This window comes from Rhodococcus sp. 105337, from assembly GCF_012844225.1.
Classification (GTDB): Bacteria; Actinomycetota; Actinomycetes; order Mycobacteriales; family Mycobacteriaceae; genus Rhodococcus.
In genome coordinates, this window is sequence record NZ_JABAGQ010000007.1 from 149,369 (window position 1) to 168,702 (window position 19,334).

Genomic DNA, 19,334 nt, shown 5'->3' on the forward strand with positions numbered 1-19,334 from the left:
AAAGATGGTTGTAGGTTCAACTACAAGGAAAAGCCTCACTCCGGTCTGGTGCCCGCGAAGGCCTCTCCCAGCAGACGCCGCACACCCACACGGGTCACCTCACGCGGGTTGGGATAGGGCTTCTCCGTCGCCAGTCGCGCAGCCTCGTCGAGGTCCGCTTCGGCCATACCGAGTTCGGCCAAGGTCGTCGGGCCGCCTGCCGCGGCGATCAGGTCGTACACCCCAGCGGGTGCCGTCGGAGTGACCAGCGCGTCGGCGATCCGTTCCATCACGCGCGGGACCGACACCGCGTTGTACGCCATGACGTGCGGCAGCATCACGGTGTGCACCGCGGCGTGCGGCAGACCGAACGATCCGCCGAGGACGTGACAGATCTTGTGATGCAAGCCCATGCCCACGGAGGCGAGGCAGGTTCCGGCCAGCCACGCGGCGAGCAACAGATCCGACCGGCCCTCGCGGTCCGCGAGATCGGCCCCCAGCGCGGGCAGACCGCGACCGATCGCCGAGATCGACTCGACCGCGAGAGCGTCGACGACAGGGTTCGCATGCTCGGAATACAGTGCCTCCACCGCGTGTGCCAGAGCGTTGATCGCGCTGGTCACGGCCAGGGGAATCGGCATAGTTGCGGTGAAGTCGACGTCGTAGATCACCGTCTCCGGCAGAATCTCCCGAGACGAACGCGTGACCTTCACACCCTCGGACGTCTCGCCCAGTACCGGCGTCACCTCCGAACCGGCATAGGTGGTCGGCAGAATTACCTGGTCCAGCCCGCTACGAAGCGCGAGCGCTTTCGAGAGACCGGTGGTCGAGCCGCCGCCCACCGCGACGATCGCATCGACATAGTGCTCTGCCATGCTCACGATCACACGCTCGGTGACCACGACGGGCGTATGCATCTCCGCCCCGTCGAAGCGCGCAACCATCAGCGGACCGAGAATCTCTTCCACGAGGGTGGCCTGCGCATCCACATGGGCGCCTCCGAGCAGCAGCACCCGCGTGCCGCCGAGTCGCCGAACCTCGTCTGCGACACCCGCTGCGCTCCCCGCCCCGAAGATCACCCGAGAGGGGTGGGAGGTGTGGACGAATGCGCGCATGAACCCTACGGTCTCACGCGGTGGCTGCCCACGTGAGTGTCGTTCACGAAAGTCGGTATACCCGTTCGGCGTTCGCTGTGGTCGCGTGTGCGAGTTCCTCGGCGCTCTCGCCCCGCACCTCCGCGAGCGCCCGCACCGTGTACGGCAAGCAGTACGACTCGTTGGGCGCACCACGGAAGGGGTGCGGTGTCAGGAACGGCGCATCGGTCTCGACCAGCACGAGGTCGGCGGGCACGAGCGGTGCGGCCTCCCGCAGGGCCTTCGCGTTCTTGAAACTCACGGTGCCCGAGAAACTGAGCACGTACCCGGCGTCGACGCACTTGCGTGCCATGTCCGCGTCCGAGGAGAAGCAGTGGAAGATCACGGTCTCCGGTGCGCCCTCGGCGTGGAGCACACGCAGCAGGTCCGCGTCGGCCTCACGGTTGTGGATCATCAACGGCTTGCCCAGGCGCTTCGCAAGATCGATGTGCCAGCGGAACGCGTCTTCCTGTTCCGCGGGTTCGGCGCAGCCGTCGAGCTTGCCCGGCCAGTACAGATCCAGGCCCGTCTCCCCCACCGCGACACACCGCGGATCGGCGGCGAGCGTCTCGATGTCGGCGCGCATCGCGTCGTCGAGGCTGTTGGCACGGGTCGGATGGATCGCCACCGCGGCGAACACGCGCTCGTCCCAATGGGCGGCCTCGACCGCGAACTTCGCGGCATCGAGATCGTCGGCGACGGTGACCACCCGCCCGACTCCCACCGCGGCGGCCCGATCCAGGATGGCGGCGGTGGTCGCGGCGTCGTGCGCTCCGCACGCATCGAGATGCGTGTGGGCGTCCACGAGAGGCGCGAGCGGCTGCGGGGGTTCGGGGGCGGGACGGGCTTTGCTCACGCCCTATAAACTAGCGCCACCATGACTGCGCCTGATTCCTCCCGCCCGCCGTTCTATGTCACCACCGCGATCGCGTATCCGAACGGCGTCCCGCACATCGGGCACGCCTACGAGTACATCTCCACGGATGCGATCGCCCGGTTCAAGCGTCTCGACGGCTTCGACGTCCGCTTCCTCACCGGTACCGACGAGCACGGCCTGAAGATGCAGCAGACGGCGGCGAAAGAAGGAATCTCCGTCACCGACCTCGCGTCGCGCAACTCCGACGTCTTCGAGGCGATGGACAAGGCCCTGAAGATCTCGTACGACAGGTTCATCCGTACGACGGACCAGGACCACCTGGAGGCGAGCGCGGCGATCTGGCAGCGGATGGTCGATGCGGGCGACATCTATCTCGACACCTATGCGGGCTGGTACTCCGTCCGCGACGAGGCCTTCTACACCGACGCCGAGACGACGTTGCTCGAAGACGGGTCGCGCATCTCCACCGATACCGGCACGCCCGTCGAATGGACCGAGGAGTCCACGTACTTCTTCCGCTTGTCGGCGTATCAGGACCGGCTGCAGAAGCTGTACGAGGAACAGCCCGAGTTCATCGCCCCCGCGACCCGGCGCAACGAGATCGTCAGCTTCGTCGCCGGCGGGCTCAAGGATCTGTCGATCTCGCGCACCACGTTCGACTGGGGCGTTCCCGTCCCCGGCAATCCCGAGCACGTGATGTACGTCTGGGTCGATGCCCTCACCAACTACCTCACCGGTGCCGGGTTCCCCGATACCGAATCCGAGTCCTACCGGCGCTACTGGCCCGCCGACCTGCACATCATCGGCAAGGACATCACGCGGTTCCACACCGTCTACTGGCCCGCATTCCTGATGTCCGCGGGCCTCGAACTGCCCAAGCGGGTGTTCGTGCACGGGTTCCTGTTCAACAAGGGCGAGAAGATGTCCAAGTCGGTGGGCAACGTCGTCGATCCCCTCGAGATGGTCGAGCGCTTCGGTCTCGACCAGTTGCGCTTCTTCCTGCTGCGTGAGATCTCGTACGGCCAGGACGGCAGCTACAGCCACGACGCCATCGCGAGCCGCATCAACGCCGACCTCGCCAACGACCTCGGTAACCTCGCGCAGCGCTCGCTCACCATGGTCGCCAAGAACCTCGACGGTCAGGCTCCGACTCCGGGTGCTTTCACCGCGGAAGACGAGGCGATGCTCGCGCAGGCCGACGCACTGCTCGACGAGGTGCGCGCCGAGTTCGACGTGCAGGCACTGCACCTCGGCCTCGAGGCGATCTGGCGAGTGCTCGGCGAAACCAACCGCTACTTCTCCGCGCAGCAGCCGTGGGTGCTCCGCAAGACCGATCCCGAGCGCATGGCGACGGTTCTCTACGTCACGCTCGAGGTCGTGCGTATCGTCGGGATCCTCGTTCAGCCGGTGATGCCCGATTCCGGTGCCAAGATCCTCGATCTGCTCGGCCAGGACCCCGGCGCCCGGCAGTTCGCGGACATCGCCACGCGGCTCGTGCCGGGCACCGCGCTCCCCGCACCGTCCCCGGTGTTCCCGCGCTACGTCGACGAGGACTGAGCCCTCACCAGCAGGTTCGCGACGCCCCACCGGTTCTGTCGGTGGGGTGCGCCACACTCCGCTCATGCGGAGCGATAGAACATACATTCGAACAGACGAGCTGCACGCCGAGGTGCTCCTCGCCGAACTCGGGGATGTCTACGAGCGCGGCTGGCAACCCGCCGACATACTGCACCTGACCGCGAGGTCGGGCGACGACACCGACATCCCGCTCGCCGCGCTCACCGTGCTCTTCGATGCGCGCCGTAACCGGGCCGCCGAACGCGCTCCCGACGACTGGGTACGGCAAGTGCAGGCCATCGCCGAACGGCACCCGGTGCCCGCCCGGCTCGCCGCGCTCTCGCCCGACCTCGGGACGGGCCTGCGATACGCATGTCCCGAGATCTCCCGCTACCAGGTCGACGGGCTGGCCTTCACCTGGAAGTACCTACCGGCGTTCACCCGGCTCGATGCCCCACCCTCGCAGTGGCCACCCCTGCGCACTCCCGGCGACACCACAGAGGCCGCACCCGATCCACGCGTGCTCGACCGCATCCGCGGTCTGCTGTCGAAAGCGGAATCCACCGACTTCCCCGACGAGGCCGAGGCGCTCACTGCGAAAGCGCAGGAACTCGTGACGCGGTACGCGCTCGGCTCCGCACTGCTCACCGGTACCACTCGTCTCACCGATCCCGTGCGCGGCCGGCGTCTCCACCTCGACGGCCCGTATATCAAAGAGAAGGTGCTGCTGCTCACCGCGATCGGCGACGCCAATCGGGTCCGCACCGTGTGGTTCACCCGCGTGCAGATCGCGACCGTCGTCGGCACCGTGGCAGATCTTGCACAGGTCGAACTTCTCTTCACCTCACTCCTCGTACAGGCGACCCGCGCTCTCGGTGCCGCCGGAACCGCCGGCCGGCGCGGCGGGTCGGCAACGGCGTTCCGCCGCGCGTTCCTCACCGGCTACGCGAAGCGGGTCGGCGAGAGGCTGCGCGAGGCCGACGCTCGGGCCACGGCGGGTGCCGCCGCCGACGCGCACGTCCCGGTGACCTCCCTCGCGCCGATCCTGGCGCGCCGCTCGGAAGCGGTGGACACCGAGTTCCGGCGTCTCTTCCCCACTACCCGGGCGTCCCGAAGCCGCGGGATCGACGCCGACGGTTTCCACGCGGGGCGCGACGCGGCCGAGTCCGCGTCCCTCGAGGCCTGGCAGCACCGCATCGGGCGGTGACTTCGCGATCGGATGTCACACTCGGCGCTCCACCGGTGTCCCATCGGTGACACATCCGAACCGAGTGAAGGGCGATCGAGATGACAACGCAATTCGACGTGGTGGTGGTCGGCGCGGGGTACGCGGGCGTCACGGCGGCAAATCGGCTGGCACGCCACCCCGAGGTGGCAGTGACCGTGGTGAATCCGCGGCCGGTGTTCGTCGAACGAACCCGACTGCACCAGGTGGCCGCCGGTTCGGGGTCTGCCACCCACAACCTCGCCGACCTGCTGCATCCACGCGCCTCGCTGCGAGTGGGTACAGCGGAACGGATCGAGCCCGACGCGGTAACGCTCACCGACGGCACGGCACTGCGGTGCGACGTCGTCGTGTACGCCGTCGGAAGCGGCCCGGCAACGAGCGCCGTGCCCGGGATGGAAAGAGCGTTCTCCGTCTCCGACCTCGAATCTGCGACAGCGCTGCACACCGCGCTCGCCGAACTTCCCGCCCACGCGCCGGTTGTGGTCGTGGGTGGGGGCTTCACCGGCATCGAAGTCGCCGCCGAACTCGCGTCCGAACATCCCGGGGCCGACTACAGCCTCGTCGGTGATCCGGGCGCGGGCTTCCCGGACGGCACCCGGCAGTACGTGAACCGCACATTGGACAGCTTCGGTATCGACGTGCGGCCGCGCGTGCACACGACGCGCCTGACCGAGGACGCGGTACTCCTCGACGACGGCACCGCGATCCCCGCTGCGCTCGTCGTCTGGGCCGGCGGATTCTCGGTTCCCGACCTCGCCCGTCGCAGCGGGCTGCCGGTGGACGCCTCCGGCAGGCTGCGCGTCGACGCCGGCCTGCAGTCGGCGGACGGCACCGCCGTGGTGGGTGTCGGCGACGCAGTGACCGTCGCGGGCCGGGGCCATATCCGGATGAGCTGCCAGGCCGCGATGCCGCTCGGCGCGCACGGTGCCGACACCGTCTGGGAGATCCTGCAAGGCCGCTCGCCCTCGCCGCTGTCGCTGAGGTTCGTCGCCCAATGTCTCTCGCTCGGACGCGGCCGCGGCGCGGTGCAGTTCACCGCACGTGACGACAGCCCCTCCGCGTTCTCGCTGCGTGGCCGGGCCGTCGCACCGGTGAAGGAATCGATATTGCGTGGGACGATCCTGTCGATGCGACGACAGGCTCGGGGCCGCGACCTCCGATCAGGGGAAGGTCAGGGCGGCGGCCTCATTCGACCCGCGAGGAGTGCGCAGTGACGGCCGAGGACGTCTTCACCGAACACCGGGGGTTGTTGTTCTCGATCGCGTACGAGATCACCGGGAGCGTCGCCGACAGTGAAGACGTCCTCCAGGACAGTTTCATGCGCTGGGCCGGCACCGATCGGGCCGCGGTCGACAACCCGCGTGCATACGCGGCGCAGATCGTGACCCGGCAGGCGCTCAACAGTCTGCGCTCGGCGCGGCGTCGCCGCGAGGAATACGTGGGCCCGTGGCTTCCCGAGCCTGTGCTCACAGTGCCGGATGCCTCCGGGGCGATCGAACTCGCCGAGTCGGTGTCGCTGGCGATGCTGTTGGTCCTGGAAACGTTGAGTCCGCTCGAACGTGCAGTGTTCGTGATGCGTGAGGTGTTCGGATTCGACCACGTCCAGATCGCCGAGACCGTCGACCGCCGCGAGGACACCGTGCGACAGATTGCCCACCGAGCGCGCGAACACGTCCGTGCGCGCCGCCGTCGGTTCACCCCCGCGGGCGAGGAGACGAACCGGGTGGTCGTCGAATTCCTGGCCGCCGCCACCACCGGCAACGTCGACACCCTGTTGCAACTGCTGGCACCCGACGTCGTGTACATCGCGGACGGAGGAGGCAAGGCCACCGCAGCCAGGGTTCCGGTGATCGGCGCGGCCCGAGTGGCGCGGCTGTTCGGCGGGCTCGTGCGGCACCCGCTGCCGGACATGAGAATCGAGGCCGTCCCGGTCGGCAGCATGCCGGGACTGCTCGTGTACTCAGGTGAAAAACTCGATCTCGTCCTCCAGTTCGAGATCGACAACGACCTGATCACGGGCGTGTACGTGGTACGCAACCCCGACAAGCTCGCGCATCTCGGGGCTCACCCGGGGGCTGCCGGGGCGATCTGACAAGCTCGAGCCATGCGGATGGAACGGCTCGGGCGCGGTGGCACTCCCGCTCAGGTTCTCGCCTCCCTCGCGGAACGCGCGCGGAACCTCGGGGTGCCGCCTCCCGCGGCGGTGACGGGCGACTGGTTCGGCTCGGCCGCCCTGATCGCACCGTCCCTGGCCACCGGCGCGGTCGACCCGTCCGACGCCTTCGCGTGCCCGGATATCCGGGAGGCGCGTACGCCCGGGGGCCCGGTCGTCGGCGGCGGCTGGATCGGTTATCTCGCCTACCCGGACGGGTCTGCGTCCGGTCCGTCGCCGGAACACTCCGGGCTGCCCGCCGCGGCGGGCGGCTGGACCGACACCGTGCTCAGGCTCGATGCCGACGGGTGCTGGTGGTACGAGACCCTCGGTGCTGCTCCGTGCCCGTCCGACCTGGCTGCCGCCGTCGTGGAACCTCGGGTCCGGGAGAGGTTCTGGCACATCGATTGGTCGCCGCCGCACCGCGAGACGCACCGACGCGGTGTGGAGCAGTGCCTCGACGCGATCCGCGCCGGCGAGGTGTACCAGGCCTGCGTCTGCACGCGCTTCACCGGTACGTGGACCGGAGACCCGTTGGCGTTCTTCACCGCCGCAGTCGCGCGGACCGCACCCGCGCGCGCCGCATATCTGCAAGGACCATGGGGCGCCGTCGCGTCGCTCTCGCCCGAACTGTTCGTCTCCCGTCACGGCGACGCCCTGCGCTCGAGCCCCATCAAGGGCACGCTCCCGCTGTCCGCCGACCCGGCACTGCTGCGGGCATCGGTCAAGGACGTGGCGGAGAACATCATGATCGTCGACCTGGTTCGCAACGACCTGGGCCGGGTCGCGGAGACCGGCAGTGTCACCGTCGAAGAACTGCTCGCGGTCCGGCCGGCGCCCGGGGTGTGGCACCTGGTCTCGACGGTGGCGGCCCGGTCGCGGCCCGGCGTCACCACCGCGGATCTTCTCGACGCGGCGTTCCCGCCGGCGTCGGTCACCGGATGTCCCAAGATCCGCGCTCGTGACCTGCTCCGGCAGTGGGAACCGCACTCCCGCGGCGTCTACTGCGGCACCGTCGGCATGTCGAGTCCGCTCGCCGGCACCGAATTGAACGTCGCGATCCGGACCGTGGAATTCGGCGCGGGAACCTGCGTGCTCGGCGTCGGCGGCGGGATCACGATCGATTCGGACCCCGACGCCGAATGGCAGGAATGCCTCGACAAGGCGGCGAGCATCCTCGCGCTCAGCACACCTCGCGAGCGGGTGCGGGCAGATCGAACCGCGGCAGGATGTCGCTGACCCGTCCGGACGTAGAGCGGCAGACCCGCTGCGCGACAGCGGCCGCGTCGAGATTCCACATCCGGAGCACCCCGTCGCCGCCCGCTGCCACAACCGTTCCGTTGGGCCGGAACACCACCTGCCAGCGTCCGACCCCGGTGTCGGTGATCGGGCCACCGACCTCCCGCATGCCCTCCGCGTCGGACACGTCCCACAACCGGATCGTCCCGTCGTCGCTGCCGCTGATCGCTTTGGTGCCGTCACGGGTGATCGATACCGAGTACACGGTGCCGGTGTGGCCGCGAAGCGCTTGGGGTCGCGCGGTGAAGTTTCCGGCGACGTCCCGATCCCACATCAGAACTCCGTGATCGTCGCTGCCGGTGACCAGCACGTCCCCTTCACGCCCGAATGCCGCGGCGTTGACTCCGGCATCGTGCCCGCCGGACACCGTGGTGGGGATGGGAGCCCGCGGGTCGGCGATATCCCACGCGTAGATGCTGCTGTCCGCGCTCGCTACGACGAGGCTCCGGCCGTCCGGGCTGATCACGGCGGTACGGACCAGATTCTCGGGACCGGTGAGCGGATCTCCCCACGGCACCGGCGCTGCGGGGTCGGCGATGTCCCACAACTGCACCGAGAAGTCGTCGGCACCGGTCACCAGAGTCGCGCCGTCCGGTGAGAACGCGAGAGACGAGGTGAACCGGGTGCCCAGCGGAACAGGATCGGCAAACGGTCGCGGGTCGGCGGGATCGCGGACATCCCAGAGTTGGACGCTCCCGCCGGAGGTGGGTGCCGTCGCGAGAACGGTGCCGGAGGGCGACAACGCGCACACGTAGGCACCGCCGAGCGGGCGGGGCAGGGTCACGCCTCCCGCGCGGTCCCAGTCTCCGGCATCGTCGACTCGCCACAACGACACCGTCGGGCCGTAGCTGCCGGTGGCGACGAGATCCCCGGCGCGGCTGACGGATGGCTTGGTCAATGCCGCATCGACGACGGAGATCCGTGTGTGCGGCATCGTCCAGACACGCAGATTGGCGTCCTGACCTCCGGTGATCACCGTGTCTCCGTCCGGAGTGATCGCGAGGGTGGCGACACCGCCGCCGTGACCGGTCAGCGCGGGACTGATTTCGTCGAGGTACCGCTCCTCGGGGTCGATGTCCCAGAGTTTCGCGGTGCCGTCCCAGGACGCACTGGCCAGCGTCCGGCCGTCCGGAAGGAACGCGATACTCCAGACACCGCCGGTGTGGGCGCGCACAGGAACCCCGACGGGATACGGGGCCCTCGGATCGCTGGTGTCGAACAGGCGCAACACGCCGTCGTCGCTGCTGGCCGCGAGGGTCCTGCCGTCGCCGCTGAACCCGACCGAGTGCGCGACGTCCTCGAATCCCCGCAGCGGCTCGCCCAGGGGAACCGGTGCTGCCCGGTCGGTGACGTCCCAGAGCCGCACGGTGCGATCGTCGCTGGATGTGGCCATCACGGCCCCGTCCGGCCGGAAGGCGACGGTCCGCACCGCGCCCTCGTGGCCGCGGACCGACGCCACCGGAAAACGCCCCGACGTCGGATCGGACGTGTCGAGGAGCGCGACCGTACCGTCGTCGTAGGGCACGGCGAGCACACGGCCCGACGGTCCGTACCTCACGTTGTGGACGGCGCCCGAGGCGAAGGTCTCCTGGTCCAGCACCGGCCTCGGTGCGGCGTGATCGGAGATATCGAAGATCCACACCGCACCGTCGCCGCCGCCCGCGGCGAGGTATCGGCCGTCCGGACTGAAGGACACCGACGCCATGTACTTCGAGGACAGCTGGAGCGGATCGCCGATCACCGCCGGCCCGGAGTCCTCCCCGAGCGACCAGAGACGGACGGTACCGTCGTCGCTCGCCGAGGCGAGCACCGAACCGTCCAGGGAGACGGCGGTGCTGTACACCGGCCCGGTATGCCCCCTGAGGGTGTTGGCGAGGGGAACCCCCTGGGTCGCGATGAGCCGCGAATACGCCACGTCGCTGTCGGGCCGCAGGTGAGCGGCCGCCAGCGCGAGGTGTGACGACGTGGTCGGGTCCTCGTCACGCATGGAGTCGGACAACGCGATGATCTGCTGGAACTGCGCGGTGCTGCGTTCTGCCTCCGCGCGCCCCTTCGCCACCCAGGCGACCCCGCTCATCACCAGCGCGACCAGCGCCGCGAGTGCCAGAACCGCGATGATGGCGCGTCGCCTTCTACCCAGCCAGGCGATCTGTCTCCTCGACGCATCGAGGAACTCCACGGCGTTCGGACTGAGTGCGACCACGTCGTCCGTGCGCGGCGCAGACCCCGGGTCGCCGAGACTGGGATTCTGTTCGGCCACGACGTCCATACGCCCGCGCTGATAGAGAAGCCCCTTGTTGCGACCGCTCTCGATCCAGGTCACCGCGTCGGCTTCGATCCTCTGCCGCAGCGCGGCATCGGCCCGGTCGTCCTGGATCCAGGATTTCAGGCGCGGCCACGCGTCGATCACCGCGTCGTGGATGAGTTCGACGCTTCCGGCATCCGCGACCAGCACGCGAGCAGACACGAAATGGTCGACGACGCGCGCCGCGGCGTCGCGGTTGCCACCCGCGACCGCAAGTAGTTCGGGCAGCGGGCGGGCGATCTTGACGTCGGTGCCCGTCGCCGTCACGTACACGAGGTGCACGAGCATGGCCCGGGCCAGCGCACGATCGGCTTCGTCGAGTTTCTCCCACGCACGTTCCGCACTCGCGGCGATGGAACCGCGTACACCGCCCGTCGCGCGATACGCCGCGACCGTCAGGGCCCCGCCGGAGCGTTTGTCCCACAGGGTGTCGAGCAGGTGCGAGAGCAACGGCAGTTCCTTGCCGCTGATCTCGCCGTCCGCCAGACCCCCGAGATCGTGCAGGATCAGGTCGACGAGGCCCGCCTCGAGTCGCACGCCCACCATCCGTGCGGGCACGGTGATGACTTCGACCAGGTCGGAGCGTTCGAGAGGCTGCACGGTCTTGGTGCGACGTTCGAGTGCGCGGGCAAGAACAGGGCAGGTGACGGCCTTGTCGTAGAAATCCGACCGCATCGTCGCGACGACGATGGCCGGGGCGTCACCGACGTGTCCGGTCGCGGCGATCTCGAGCAGTCGCAGGAACTCGGTGCGCTCGGCAGGGTCGGTGCACTGGGTGAACAGCTCTTCGATCTGGTCGACGACGATGAGCAGCGTGGACGCCGACATCCGCGCGAGTTCGGCGCGCAACGCCGCTTGCACGGCGGCGGGGTCGGTGCGGTCCTCGACCTCGGCGAGTCCCGGGAGCAGTTCCGTCAGCCGTGCGACGGGGTGGGTGCCCGGGGTCAGGACCAGTGATCGGCAGTCCGATCCTCCGCAGATCTGCGGGATCACGCCCGCACGCACGAGCGAGGACTTGCCGACGCCCGACGCGCCGGTGACGATGACCGGGCCCTGACCGTGCGCCGCGGTCACGACGTCGGCGAGTGCCCGCACGCTCTGGGTGCGGCCGAAGAACAGCCGGGCGTCCTTCTCCTGATACGACGCGAGCCCTTTGTAGGGGCGCATGCCCTGCGGCACCGACGGCGGCGTTTTCTCGGCGCGGGGTGCGCCGGACTGTCCCCGGGCGTTGGTCCACCAGGACTCCCACTGTTTCAGTGAGTACAACCCGGTGACGGGTGGCTCGGAGTTGAGGTCGCGAGCCGCGCGGATGAGGACGACCAGTACCGGGTGGACCGATTCGAAACTGGCGGGTAACCGGTTCCCGCTCCGCCAGTCGCTCACGCGCTGAACGGACACGACGCGGTCGGTGCCCATCGCTCTGGCCACCGCAGCAGCTTCCGACACGACCTTCTTCAGTGCGGGACGGCCGGCAGCGGCGAACAGCATGCGGAGTTGGTCGGCGAAGAACTGCCGCTGGGCTGCGCCAGGTTTTCGGCTGGTCTCCGACATCTTTTCCGCGCCCTTTCACCTCCCGTTTCCTCGCGGATCGGGTCCCATCTGTCCGCTGCGGAATAATTCCTCACCGCAGCTGAGCTGGGATGATACCCGTTCCGCGCGGTTGGGCCTTTGTACGACCCGCCGGGAGGCGGGCAAAGTGGATGCCACGCAAGGGGTCGCTCCCTTGCCGGGTGGGGTGGGGCCTCCGCGCTGATAGGGGCTGATGAGGGGTAGTCCCGGTCCGCGCGGAGGAAACCCCCCGAGGACACGCCGGTTACGCGCTGTCCGGCTTCTCGAGTGTTCGGTTCTCTCCGAGCAGATACGGATCGCGGTCGAGGTAGGCCTTCGTCTCCCGCGCGATCATCCCGGACAGGACCAGCAGTCCGATCAGGTTCGGCAGGGCCATGAGCCCGTTCATCACGTCGGAGAAGTTCCACACCACCTCGAGTTCGGTGGTCGCGCCGATGAACACCACCACCACGAAGACGGCGCGGTACGGCAGCACGCCCCGCGAACCCACGAGACGTTCGAGGCACCGCTCCCCGTAGTACGACCAACCGAGAATCGTCGAGAACGCGAAGAACACCACCGAGACGGCGACGATCCAGCCGCCCCACTCACCGCCGAGGCCGGTTTCGAACGCCGTGGACGTCATGGTCGAGCCGCGCTCTCCGGTGGTCCACGCGCCGGTCGTGATGATGACCATGCCGGTGAAGGTGACGACGACGATCGTGTCGATGAAGGTCTGCGTCATGGACACGAGACCCTGGCGCACGGGATGCGTGGTCTGGGCTGCGGCGGCCGCGATCGCCGCACTGCCCATCCCCGACTCGTTCGAGAAGATGCCGCGGGCGACGCCGTAGCGCAGAGCGACCATGAACACCGAGCCGATGAACCCGCCGGTGGCGGCGGTGCCGGTGAACGCGTCGGAGAAGACGAGAGCGAACGCCGACGGAAGCTCGCCGATGTTGATCGCCAGCACGAGGATGCCGGCGCCGACGTACAGAACGATCATCGCCGGCACGAAACCGGCGGTCACCTTGCCGATCGACTTGATGCCGCCGAGCAGCACCGCACCCGCGAGCACCGCCATCACGACACCACTGGTCCACGTGGGTACGCCGAACGTGTCGTCGAGCTGGGTGGCGACGGTGTTCGCCTGCGTCATGTTGCCGATTCCGAAGCTCGCCAGGACCGCGAACACCGCGAACATCAGACTGAGGATCAGGCCGAATCGGTTCGGAATCGCTCGCGCGAGGTAGTGCTGCGGTCCGCCGTTCTGTTCACCCCTGGCGTCCACGCGGCGGTACTTCACGCCGAGGAACGCTTCGGAGTACTTGCTGGCCATACCGACAAGGCCGGTGATCCACATCCAGAACAGGGCGCCCGGCCCGCCGAAGTAGATCGCGGTGGCCACACCGGCGATGTTGCCGACGCCGACCGTGGCCGCCAGGGCGGTGGTCAAGGCCTGGTACTGCGAGATGTCGCCTTCCGTGGCACCGGGATCGTGCCGGGTGATCAGTCCCAGCCGCAATGCGGGCCACAGCTTCCGGAACTGCACACCGCGCAGGCGGATGGTCAGCACCAGACCGGTGCCCAACAGAAGCGGAATCAGCAGGAACGGACCCCAGACCACCTCCGCTGTCTTGACGAAAAAGTCGTTCAGCGCGTTCATCTACTCCCCTGGTCCTCGATTCGACCGGGAAAGTGTAGGCCCACCCGCCGGGGTTGCCTCGTCTCAGGTGCGTCGCGCGTCGAGCACGGCGTCGTACAGTTCCCGCTTCGACACCCTGGTCCCCGCCACCTCGGCGCAGGCTTCCTTCAGTCGCATTCCGTCCGCGACGAGGCGTTCCACCTCGTCGACGAGGTCCTCGGGGTCGGTGTGCACGGGCGCGGCGCCTTCGAGCACGACCGTGATCTCACCGCGCGCACCTTCGACGGCCCAGTCGGCCAGTTCCGCCAAGGTCCCCCGCCGGACTTCCTCGTACGTCTTGGTCAGCTCACGGCAGACCGCCGCGCGCCGTTCCCCGCCCAGCACCTCGACCGCGTCGGCCAGACATGCGGCAAGCCGGTGCGGCGCCTCGAAGAAGACCACGGCACGGGCTTCGGTGGCGAGGGAGGCCAGCCAGGCACGGCGTTGTCCTGGTTTACGCGGTGGGAAGCCGTCGAAGCAGAACCGTTCGACCGGCAGCCCCGACAGTGCGAGCGCTGTCGTCACCGCGGACGGGCCCGGCAGGCACGTGACCGGCAGGCCCGCCTCGACGCAGGCCGCCACGAGCCGGTATCCGGGGTCGCTGACCGACGGCATGCCGGCATCGGTGACCAGAAGCACCGTCAGACCGGCTTCCACATCCGCGACCAGGCCCGGCAGTCGCGACACCTCGACCTGGTCGTAGAAACTGACCACCCGGCCCGTGATGGCGACACCGAGCGCGGCGGCAAGGGAACGGGTGCGGCGTGTGTCCTCGGCCGCGATGACGTCGGCGGTACCGAGGGCGTCGCAGAGTCGTTTCGATGCGTCCCCGATCTGGCCCATCGGTGTGGCTGCCAGCACGAGTCGTCCCTGTCCGGAGCTCTCGGCCTTCGCCGGATTTACTGCCTGCATGGGGTTCAGCCTACGATCGGGACGTGACCGTGACGGACCACCGCCCTTCCCCGGCCCCGGACCGTCGCCTCCTCAGCCCCGGGCCGCTCGTCCCGCCACCCGACCCCGGACCCACCGACCGGGCACGCGGATGGATAGTCACGGCGTTCGTCACCGCGCTCGCGGCGATCACCCGGTTCACCATGCTCCACTACCCGACCGACGCGAAGACACCCGTCTTCGACGAGAAGCATTACGCGCCGCAGGGGTGGCAGGTGCTCACCGGCGGGTGGATCGAAGACAACCCCGGTTACGGCCTGGTGGTGCATCCCCCGGTCGGAAAACAGCTGATCGCGGTGGGCGAAGCGCTGTTCGGCTACAACGGGTGGGGCTGGCGTTTCTCGTCGGCGGTCGCCGGTGTGGTGCTCGTCCTGCTGGTGGTGCGCATCGTGCGCCGCATGACCCGCTCGACGATGCTCGGCGGTGTCGCGGGGCTGCTCCTGGTCGTCGACGGCGTCACGTTCGTGTCGTCACGACTGGGAATGCTCGACATCTTCCAGGCGGTGTTCGTCGTCGCCGCGTTCGGTTGCCTGGTCGTCGATCGCGACGACATCCGGGCCCGCATCAGACGCGTGCAGGCGGAGGGCCGGATCGGCGACAGCGCGTGGGGACCTCGGTTCGGTGTGCGGTGGTGGCGGTTCGGGGCCGGCGTGATGCTGGGGCTCGCGATCGGCACCAAATGGTCCGGCCTGTACTTCATCGCGTTCTTCGGACTGATGTCCGTGGCGTTCGACCTTGCCGCACGCCGTTCCTACGGGGTGCGCCGTCCCTGGATCGGGACGACGCTGCGCGACATCCCGCCCGCTCTGTACGCGCTGGTGGTGGTGCCCCTGCTCGTGTACCTGTCGACCTACTGGTCGTGGTTCGCGAGCGAAACCGGCGTCGACCGGCACGCGGTCGGCAACCAGATCGGCCACGACAGCGCGTTCTGGTTCGTACCCGACGCGGTGCGGTCGCTGTGGTACTACAGCGCGAACGTTCTCCAGTTCCACTCCGGCCTCACGAATTCGGCGGGCAACCAGCATCCGTGGGAGTCGAAGCCGTGGACGTGGCCGATGGGCCTGCGTCCGATGCTGTACTACTTCGCCGACGGTGAGAACGTCTCCGGCTGCGGTGCCGAGCAGTGCGTCAAAGCGGTGATGCTGATCGGTACCCCGGCGTTGTGGTGGGTGTCGCTGCCCGTTCTCGGCTGGGGACTGTGGCAGATGTTCATCCGCCGCGACTGGCGCTGGGCAGCCGTCCTCACCGGGTACGGCGCCGGGCTGCTGCCGTGGTTCGCCTCGCTCGACCGTCAGATGTACTACTTCTACGCGGTCCCGATGGCGCCCTTCCTCGCGATGGCGGTGGCTCTCACCCTCGGCGACATCCTCGGGGGCCGGCACGCCTCACCGAAACGGCGCACCCTCGGCCTGCTGGCGGTGTGCCTCTACCTCGGGTTGGTGGTCGCGAACTTCGTGTGGTTGTGGCCCATCCTCACGGCGGTGCCCATCTCGATCGAGCAATGGAACTCCCAGCTGTGGTTGCCCAGCTGGCGCTGACCGGGATCATGACGGTGGTTCGTCCAGGACCGTCTCTTCGATGTCGGGATCGATGACATCGGGCTCCATGAGGTCGGGGTCCATGAGGTCCGAGTCCACCTCGCCGATGTAACGCATCCCGTCGAATCGGCGCGCGAACCGCGCATCCACGGTGCCGAGGAAGACCTTCAGCATTTCGAGAAGGTCGTTCAGATGACGGGGAACGAACGGATCGCCGAGCATGTCGACCGTCGCGACCAGCCGATCCTCCACCAGCACCACCTTGATGTGAGGCCAGTCCCGGTTGAGATCGACGAGGGCGTCGGCCGCACCGGACCGTTCGGCGATACCGTGCAGCAGCGGCGCCCACAACTGGACGCGGTGCGCGGGACGGTCGACGACGACGAACACGGCGTGCGAGTCGAGGACGAGCACGAAGTCACCGTCGGCGTCCACCGGCGCCGGGCGGCCCAGACGACGAGACAACGTGTCCTTCACCCGGTCGCGCAGGGCGCCGTCGGCGAGCGCGTCATCAGTGTGCAGGAAGATCGGATGCACCACGTTGCGGTGGCCTCGCAGCACGGACACGACGTGACGAGCGAGTTCGTCGGCGTGTGCCACCGAGCGAGTGACGGTATCGGCACCGGCGACAGCGACCTGCACACGACCGTCGGGCATCGGCTGGATCCGCGCGTAGGTCGCCGGTCCGTGCGCGGTGTCCATGCTGATTCCGATGGACCCGGTGCCGGCCAGAGCAACTATGCGGTCGGCCAGGTTCTCACCGAACCGGTTCCAGTCCCGGTCCAGGACCTCATCGAAACGGTCGTTCTCGGTCACGCGCACTCCTCTCGAAGAGCAAAGGCGGGCAGCGGTCACGGTACTGCGGGTCACGGACATGCCCGTGCAGGCGCGCGGATGATCTTGCAACTCGTTACTGCCGTCCGGTGCGCGGGACGGCAGTCGTTGTTCGGGGCGGAGCAGTCAGTCGATCTGGCGCAACGTGTGCCGTCGCGCCCGTTCACCCACGATGAGCGGATCGGTGGACAGGTCGCGATACAGGCACACGCACAAACCGATCATGACCACCACGAACGGCACCGCCGCGATGATGGTCATCGTCTGGAGGGCGTTGAGAGCATCGGCGCCTCCGGTCCACAGCAGCAGCGCCGCGACGGCACCGGTGAGTGCACCCCAGAAGGCGACTATCCAGGGACTCGGCCGCAAGGTGCCGCGTTGGGTGAGACTTCCCATCACCATCGACGCCGCGTCCGCGCCGGAGACGAAGAAGATGGACACGAGCACCATGACGACGACGGTGGAGACACCGACCAGCGGAAGGTTGCCGAGCATGCCGAACAACTGTCCTTCCACGTTCTCCGCTCCCGCGACGTCGAGTCCGTCCTCCTGCTGACTGATCGCCGCGCCTCCGAAGACCGCGAACCACAGCAGACTCACGACGCTCGGGACGAGCATCACCCCGACGACGAATTCGCGGATGGTCCGGCCGCGGCTGATGCGGGCGAGGAACATCCCGACGAAGGGCGCCCACGACACCCACCACGCCCAATAGAAGATCGTCCAGCTCGACAGCCACTCCCCGGCCGGGCCGTTGGATGCGGCGGTCCGGGCCGACATCTGGGCGAAGTCTGCCGCATACGCCCCGAGGGTCGTCGGGATCAGATTGAGGATGAACACGGTCGGCCCGAACACGAAGACGAACAGCGCGAGGACGACCGCGAGGACCATGTTGATGTTCGACAACCACTGGATGCCCTTGGCGACTCCGGATACCGCCGAGGCGATGAAGGCCAGGGTCAGGATCGCGACGATCCCGACGAGCAGGGCAACGCCGGCCGTCTCGAGCCAGCCGGTGACCTCGAACCCCGACCCGATCTGCAACGCGCCGAGACCGAGCGACGCCGCGGTACCGAAAAGGGTCGCGTACAGGGCGAGGATGTCGATGAATTTCCCGAGCGGACCTTCCGCGCGATGACCCAGAAGAGGAATGAACGCAGCACTGATCAGCTGCTTGCGACCTCTCCGGAACGTTCCGTATGCGATGGCCAGCCCGACCACCGCATAGATCGCCCACGGGTGCAGGCCCCAGTGGAACATCGAGGTCGCCATTGCGGTGCCGGTGCCACCGACGGTGCCCGGTGGCTCGTCGATGTAGTGGCTCAGTGGCTCACCGACGCCGAAGAACATCAAGCCGATGCCCATGCCCGCACTGAACATCATGGCGATCCAGCTGACGGTGCGGAACTCGGGCGTCTCCCCGTCTTTGCCGAGGGGAATCCGGCCGTACTTGCTGAGCGCGAGCCACAGGACGAAGAACACGAACCCGCTCGCCGCGAGCACGAACAGCCAGCCCAGCTCGACGACGATCCAGTCGAGGGTGTTGCCGGTGATCGTGTCGAAGCTCTCGGTGTCCAGCAACCCCCACAGCACAATGGCCACTACCAGGCCGGCGGCGACTCCGAATATGACGCGGTCGGTTCGCGGCCGATCTCGGACCTCGGCAGAGGAAGTACCGACGCCCGGGTCCGGGGATTCTTCGGACACGCGCCGGTCGTGACGCAGACTCATTCGTCAAACCTTGCAATGTCCGCCGGGTTACGAGGCCTCTTTCGAAGAACTGTTCGGTACCGCAACACTCGAAACACGCTGACCAGGCACTTCTGCCGGGGTTTACCAACCCGACATCACGAAAGAAACGTCAGCCGGCGCGGAGCGCTGCGTGTACCAGCGCCAGGACTTCTTCGTCGGACACCCCGAGCGCACGGACGGTGGCCACGTATTCACTCGTCGCGCGCTGGGCTCCGATACGCGTGGGGTCTCCGTTCGCCGCGACGAATGTGCCGCCCCGGCCCTTCGTCTCCAGTACGCCGGATTGCTCGAGTTCACGGTAGGTCTTCGCCACCGTATTGGGCGCGATCCCGAGGGTCTCTGCGAAGCCGCGAACGGTGGGCAATTTCGTGCCGGAGATGAGGTCGCCGCGGTGAACGAGCTCGACGATCTGTCGGCGCAGTTGCTCGAAGGGCGGGACCGCCGAGTCGTGGTCGATGACGATATCGAGCATCTTGGCAGGTTAGCAGCGCTTCCCT

14 protein-coding genes are annotated in these 19,334 nt (G+C 68.2%); 6 read left to right on the forward strand and 8 right to left on the reverse strand.

The genetic code is table 11. The annotated features are described in order from the left end of the window. Positions 1-35: 35 nt before the first annotated feature. Together HF886_RS13365 and HF886_RS13370 are read right to left on the reverse strand one after the other, a co-directional pair. The gene (locus HF886_RS13365; RefSeq protein ID WP_169652540.1) at positions 36-1,094 is read right to left on the reverse strand and encodes a maleylacetate reductase; all 1,059 of its coding nucleotides are present in this window, start codon (positions 1,092-1,094) and stop codon (positions 36-38) included. Positions 1,095-1,137: 43 nt separating this feature from the next. Continuing rightward, entirely contained in the window at positions 1,138-1,968 is an 831-nt protein-coding gene (locus HF886_RS13370; RefSeq protein ID WP_169652541.1) for a TatD family hydrolase, read from the reverse strand. Positions 1,969-1,989: 21 nt separating this feature from the next. Here HF886_RS13370 and metG point away from each other — a divergent pair, with 21 nt between their 5' ends. The 5 genes from metG to HF886_RS13395 all read left to right on the forward strand — a co-directional run bounded on the left by metG (position 1,990) and on the right by HF886_RS13395 (position 8,165). Next, positions 1,990-3,546, forward strand: a complete 1,557-nt coding sequence (gene metG, locus HF886_RS13375) for a methionine--tRNA ligase (protein ID WP_169621477.1) — start codon at positions 1,990-1,992, stop codon at positions 3,544-3,546. Between the two features lie 64 nt (positions 3,547-3,610). After that, positions 3,611-4,753 (forward strand): DUF2786 domain-containing protein, encoded by a 1,143-nt coding sequence (locus HF886_RS13380; RefSeq protein WP_169621476.1) that lies wholly within the window; start codon positions 3,611-3,613, stop codon positions 4,751-4,753. Between the two features lie 80 nt (positions 4,754-4,833). Further along, positions 4,834-5,988, forward strand: a complete 1,155-nt coding sequence (locus HF886_RS13385; RefSeq protein ID WP_206038765.1) for an FAD-dependent oxidoreductase — start codon at positions 4,834-4,836, stop codon at positions 5,986-5,988. Continuing rightward, the gene (locus HF886_RS13390; protein WP_169652542.1) at positions 5,985-6,866 is read left to right on the forward strand and encodes an RNA polymerase sigma-70 factor; all 882 of its coding nucleotides are present in this window, start codon (positions 5,985-5,987) and stop codon (positions 6,864-6,866) included. Before HF886_RS13385 ends, HF886_RS13390 begins: the two co-directional genes overlap by 4 nt. A 12-nt stretch (positions 6,867-6,878) precedes the next feature. Next, positions 6,879-8,165 carry an aminodeoxychorismate synthase component I gene (locus tag HF886_RS13395; RefSeq protein ID WP_169652543.1) on the forward strand — a complete coding sequence of 429 codons (1,287 nt, stop codon included), beginning with the start codon at positions 6,879-6,881 and terminating at the stop codon, positions 8,163-8,165. Here HF886_RS13395 and HF886_RS13400 read toward each other — a convergent pair. The 3 genes from HF886_RS13400 to rsmI all read right to left on the reverse strand — a co-directional run bounded on the left by HF886_RS13400 (position 8,110) and on the right by rsmI (position 14,674). Further along, positions 8,110-12,081 carry a WD40 repeat domain-containing protein gene (locus tag HF886_RS13400; RefSeq protein WP_169652544.1) on the reverse strand — a complete coding sequence of 1,324 codons (3,972 nt, stop codon included), beginning with the start codon at positions 12,079-12,081 and terminating at the stop codon, positions 8,110-8,112. The two genes, HF886_RS13395 and HF886_RS13400, sit on opposite strands and share 56 nt — an antisense overlap. Before the next feature lie 262 nt (positions 12,082-12,343). Then, positions 12,344-13,744, reverse strand: a complete 1,401-nt coding sequence (locus HF886_RS13405; RefSeq protein ID WP_169621472.1) for a sodium:alanine symporter family protein — start codon at positions 13,742-13,744, stop codon at positions 12,344-12,346. Positions 13,745-13,807: 63 nt separating this feature from the next. Further along, the gene (rsmI, locus tag HF886_RS13410; RefSeq protein WP_169621471.1) at positions 13,808-14,674 is read right to left on the reverse strand and encodes a 16S rRNA (cytidine(1402)-2'-O)-methyltransferase; all 867 of its coding nucleotides are present in this window, start codon (positions 14,672-14,674) and stop codon (positions 13,808-13,810) included. Positions 14,675-14,697: 23 nt separating this feature from the next. Here rsmI and HF886_RS13415 point away from each other — a divergent pair, with 23 nt between their 5' ends. Next, positions 14,698-16,251 (forward strand): phospholipid carrier-dependent glycosyltransferase, encoded by a 1,554-nt coding sequence (locus HF886_RS13415; protein ID WP_346765365.1) that lies wholly within the window; start codon positions 14,698-14,700, stop codon positions 16,249-16,251. 6 nt (positions 16,252-16,257) lie between these two features. Here the strand turns inward: HF886_RS13415 and HF886_RS13420 are convergent, their stop codons facing one another. The 3 genes from HF886_RS13420 to HF886_RS13430 all read right to left on the reverse strand — a co-directional run bounded on the left by HF886_RS13420 (position 16,258) and on the right by HF886_RS13430 (position 19,309). Beyond that, positions 16,258-17,067, reverse strand: a complete 810-nt coding sequence (locus tag HF886_RS13420; protein ID WP_169652546.1) for a hypothetical protein — start codon at positions 17,065-17,067, stop codon at positions 16,258-16,260. A gap of 144 nt (positions 17,068-17,211) precedes the next feature. Next, the gene (locus HF886_RS13425; protein ID WP_169652547.1) at positions 17,212-18,816 is read right to left on the reverse strand and encodes a BCCT family transporter; all 1,605 of its coding nucleotides are present in this window, start codon (positions 18,814-18,816) and stop codon (positions 17,212-17,214) included. A gap of 130 nt (positions 18,817-18,946) precedes the next feature. Continuing rightward, complete coding sequence (locus HF886_RS13430; RefSeq protein WP_169621468.1) at positions 18,947-19,309, reverse strand: GntR family transcriptional regulator; 363 nt, start codon at positions 19,307-19,309, stop codon at positions 18,947-18,949. Positions 19,310-19,334 lie beyond the last annotated feature (25 nt).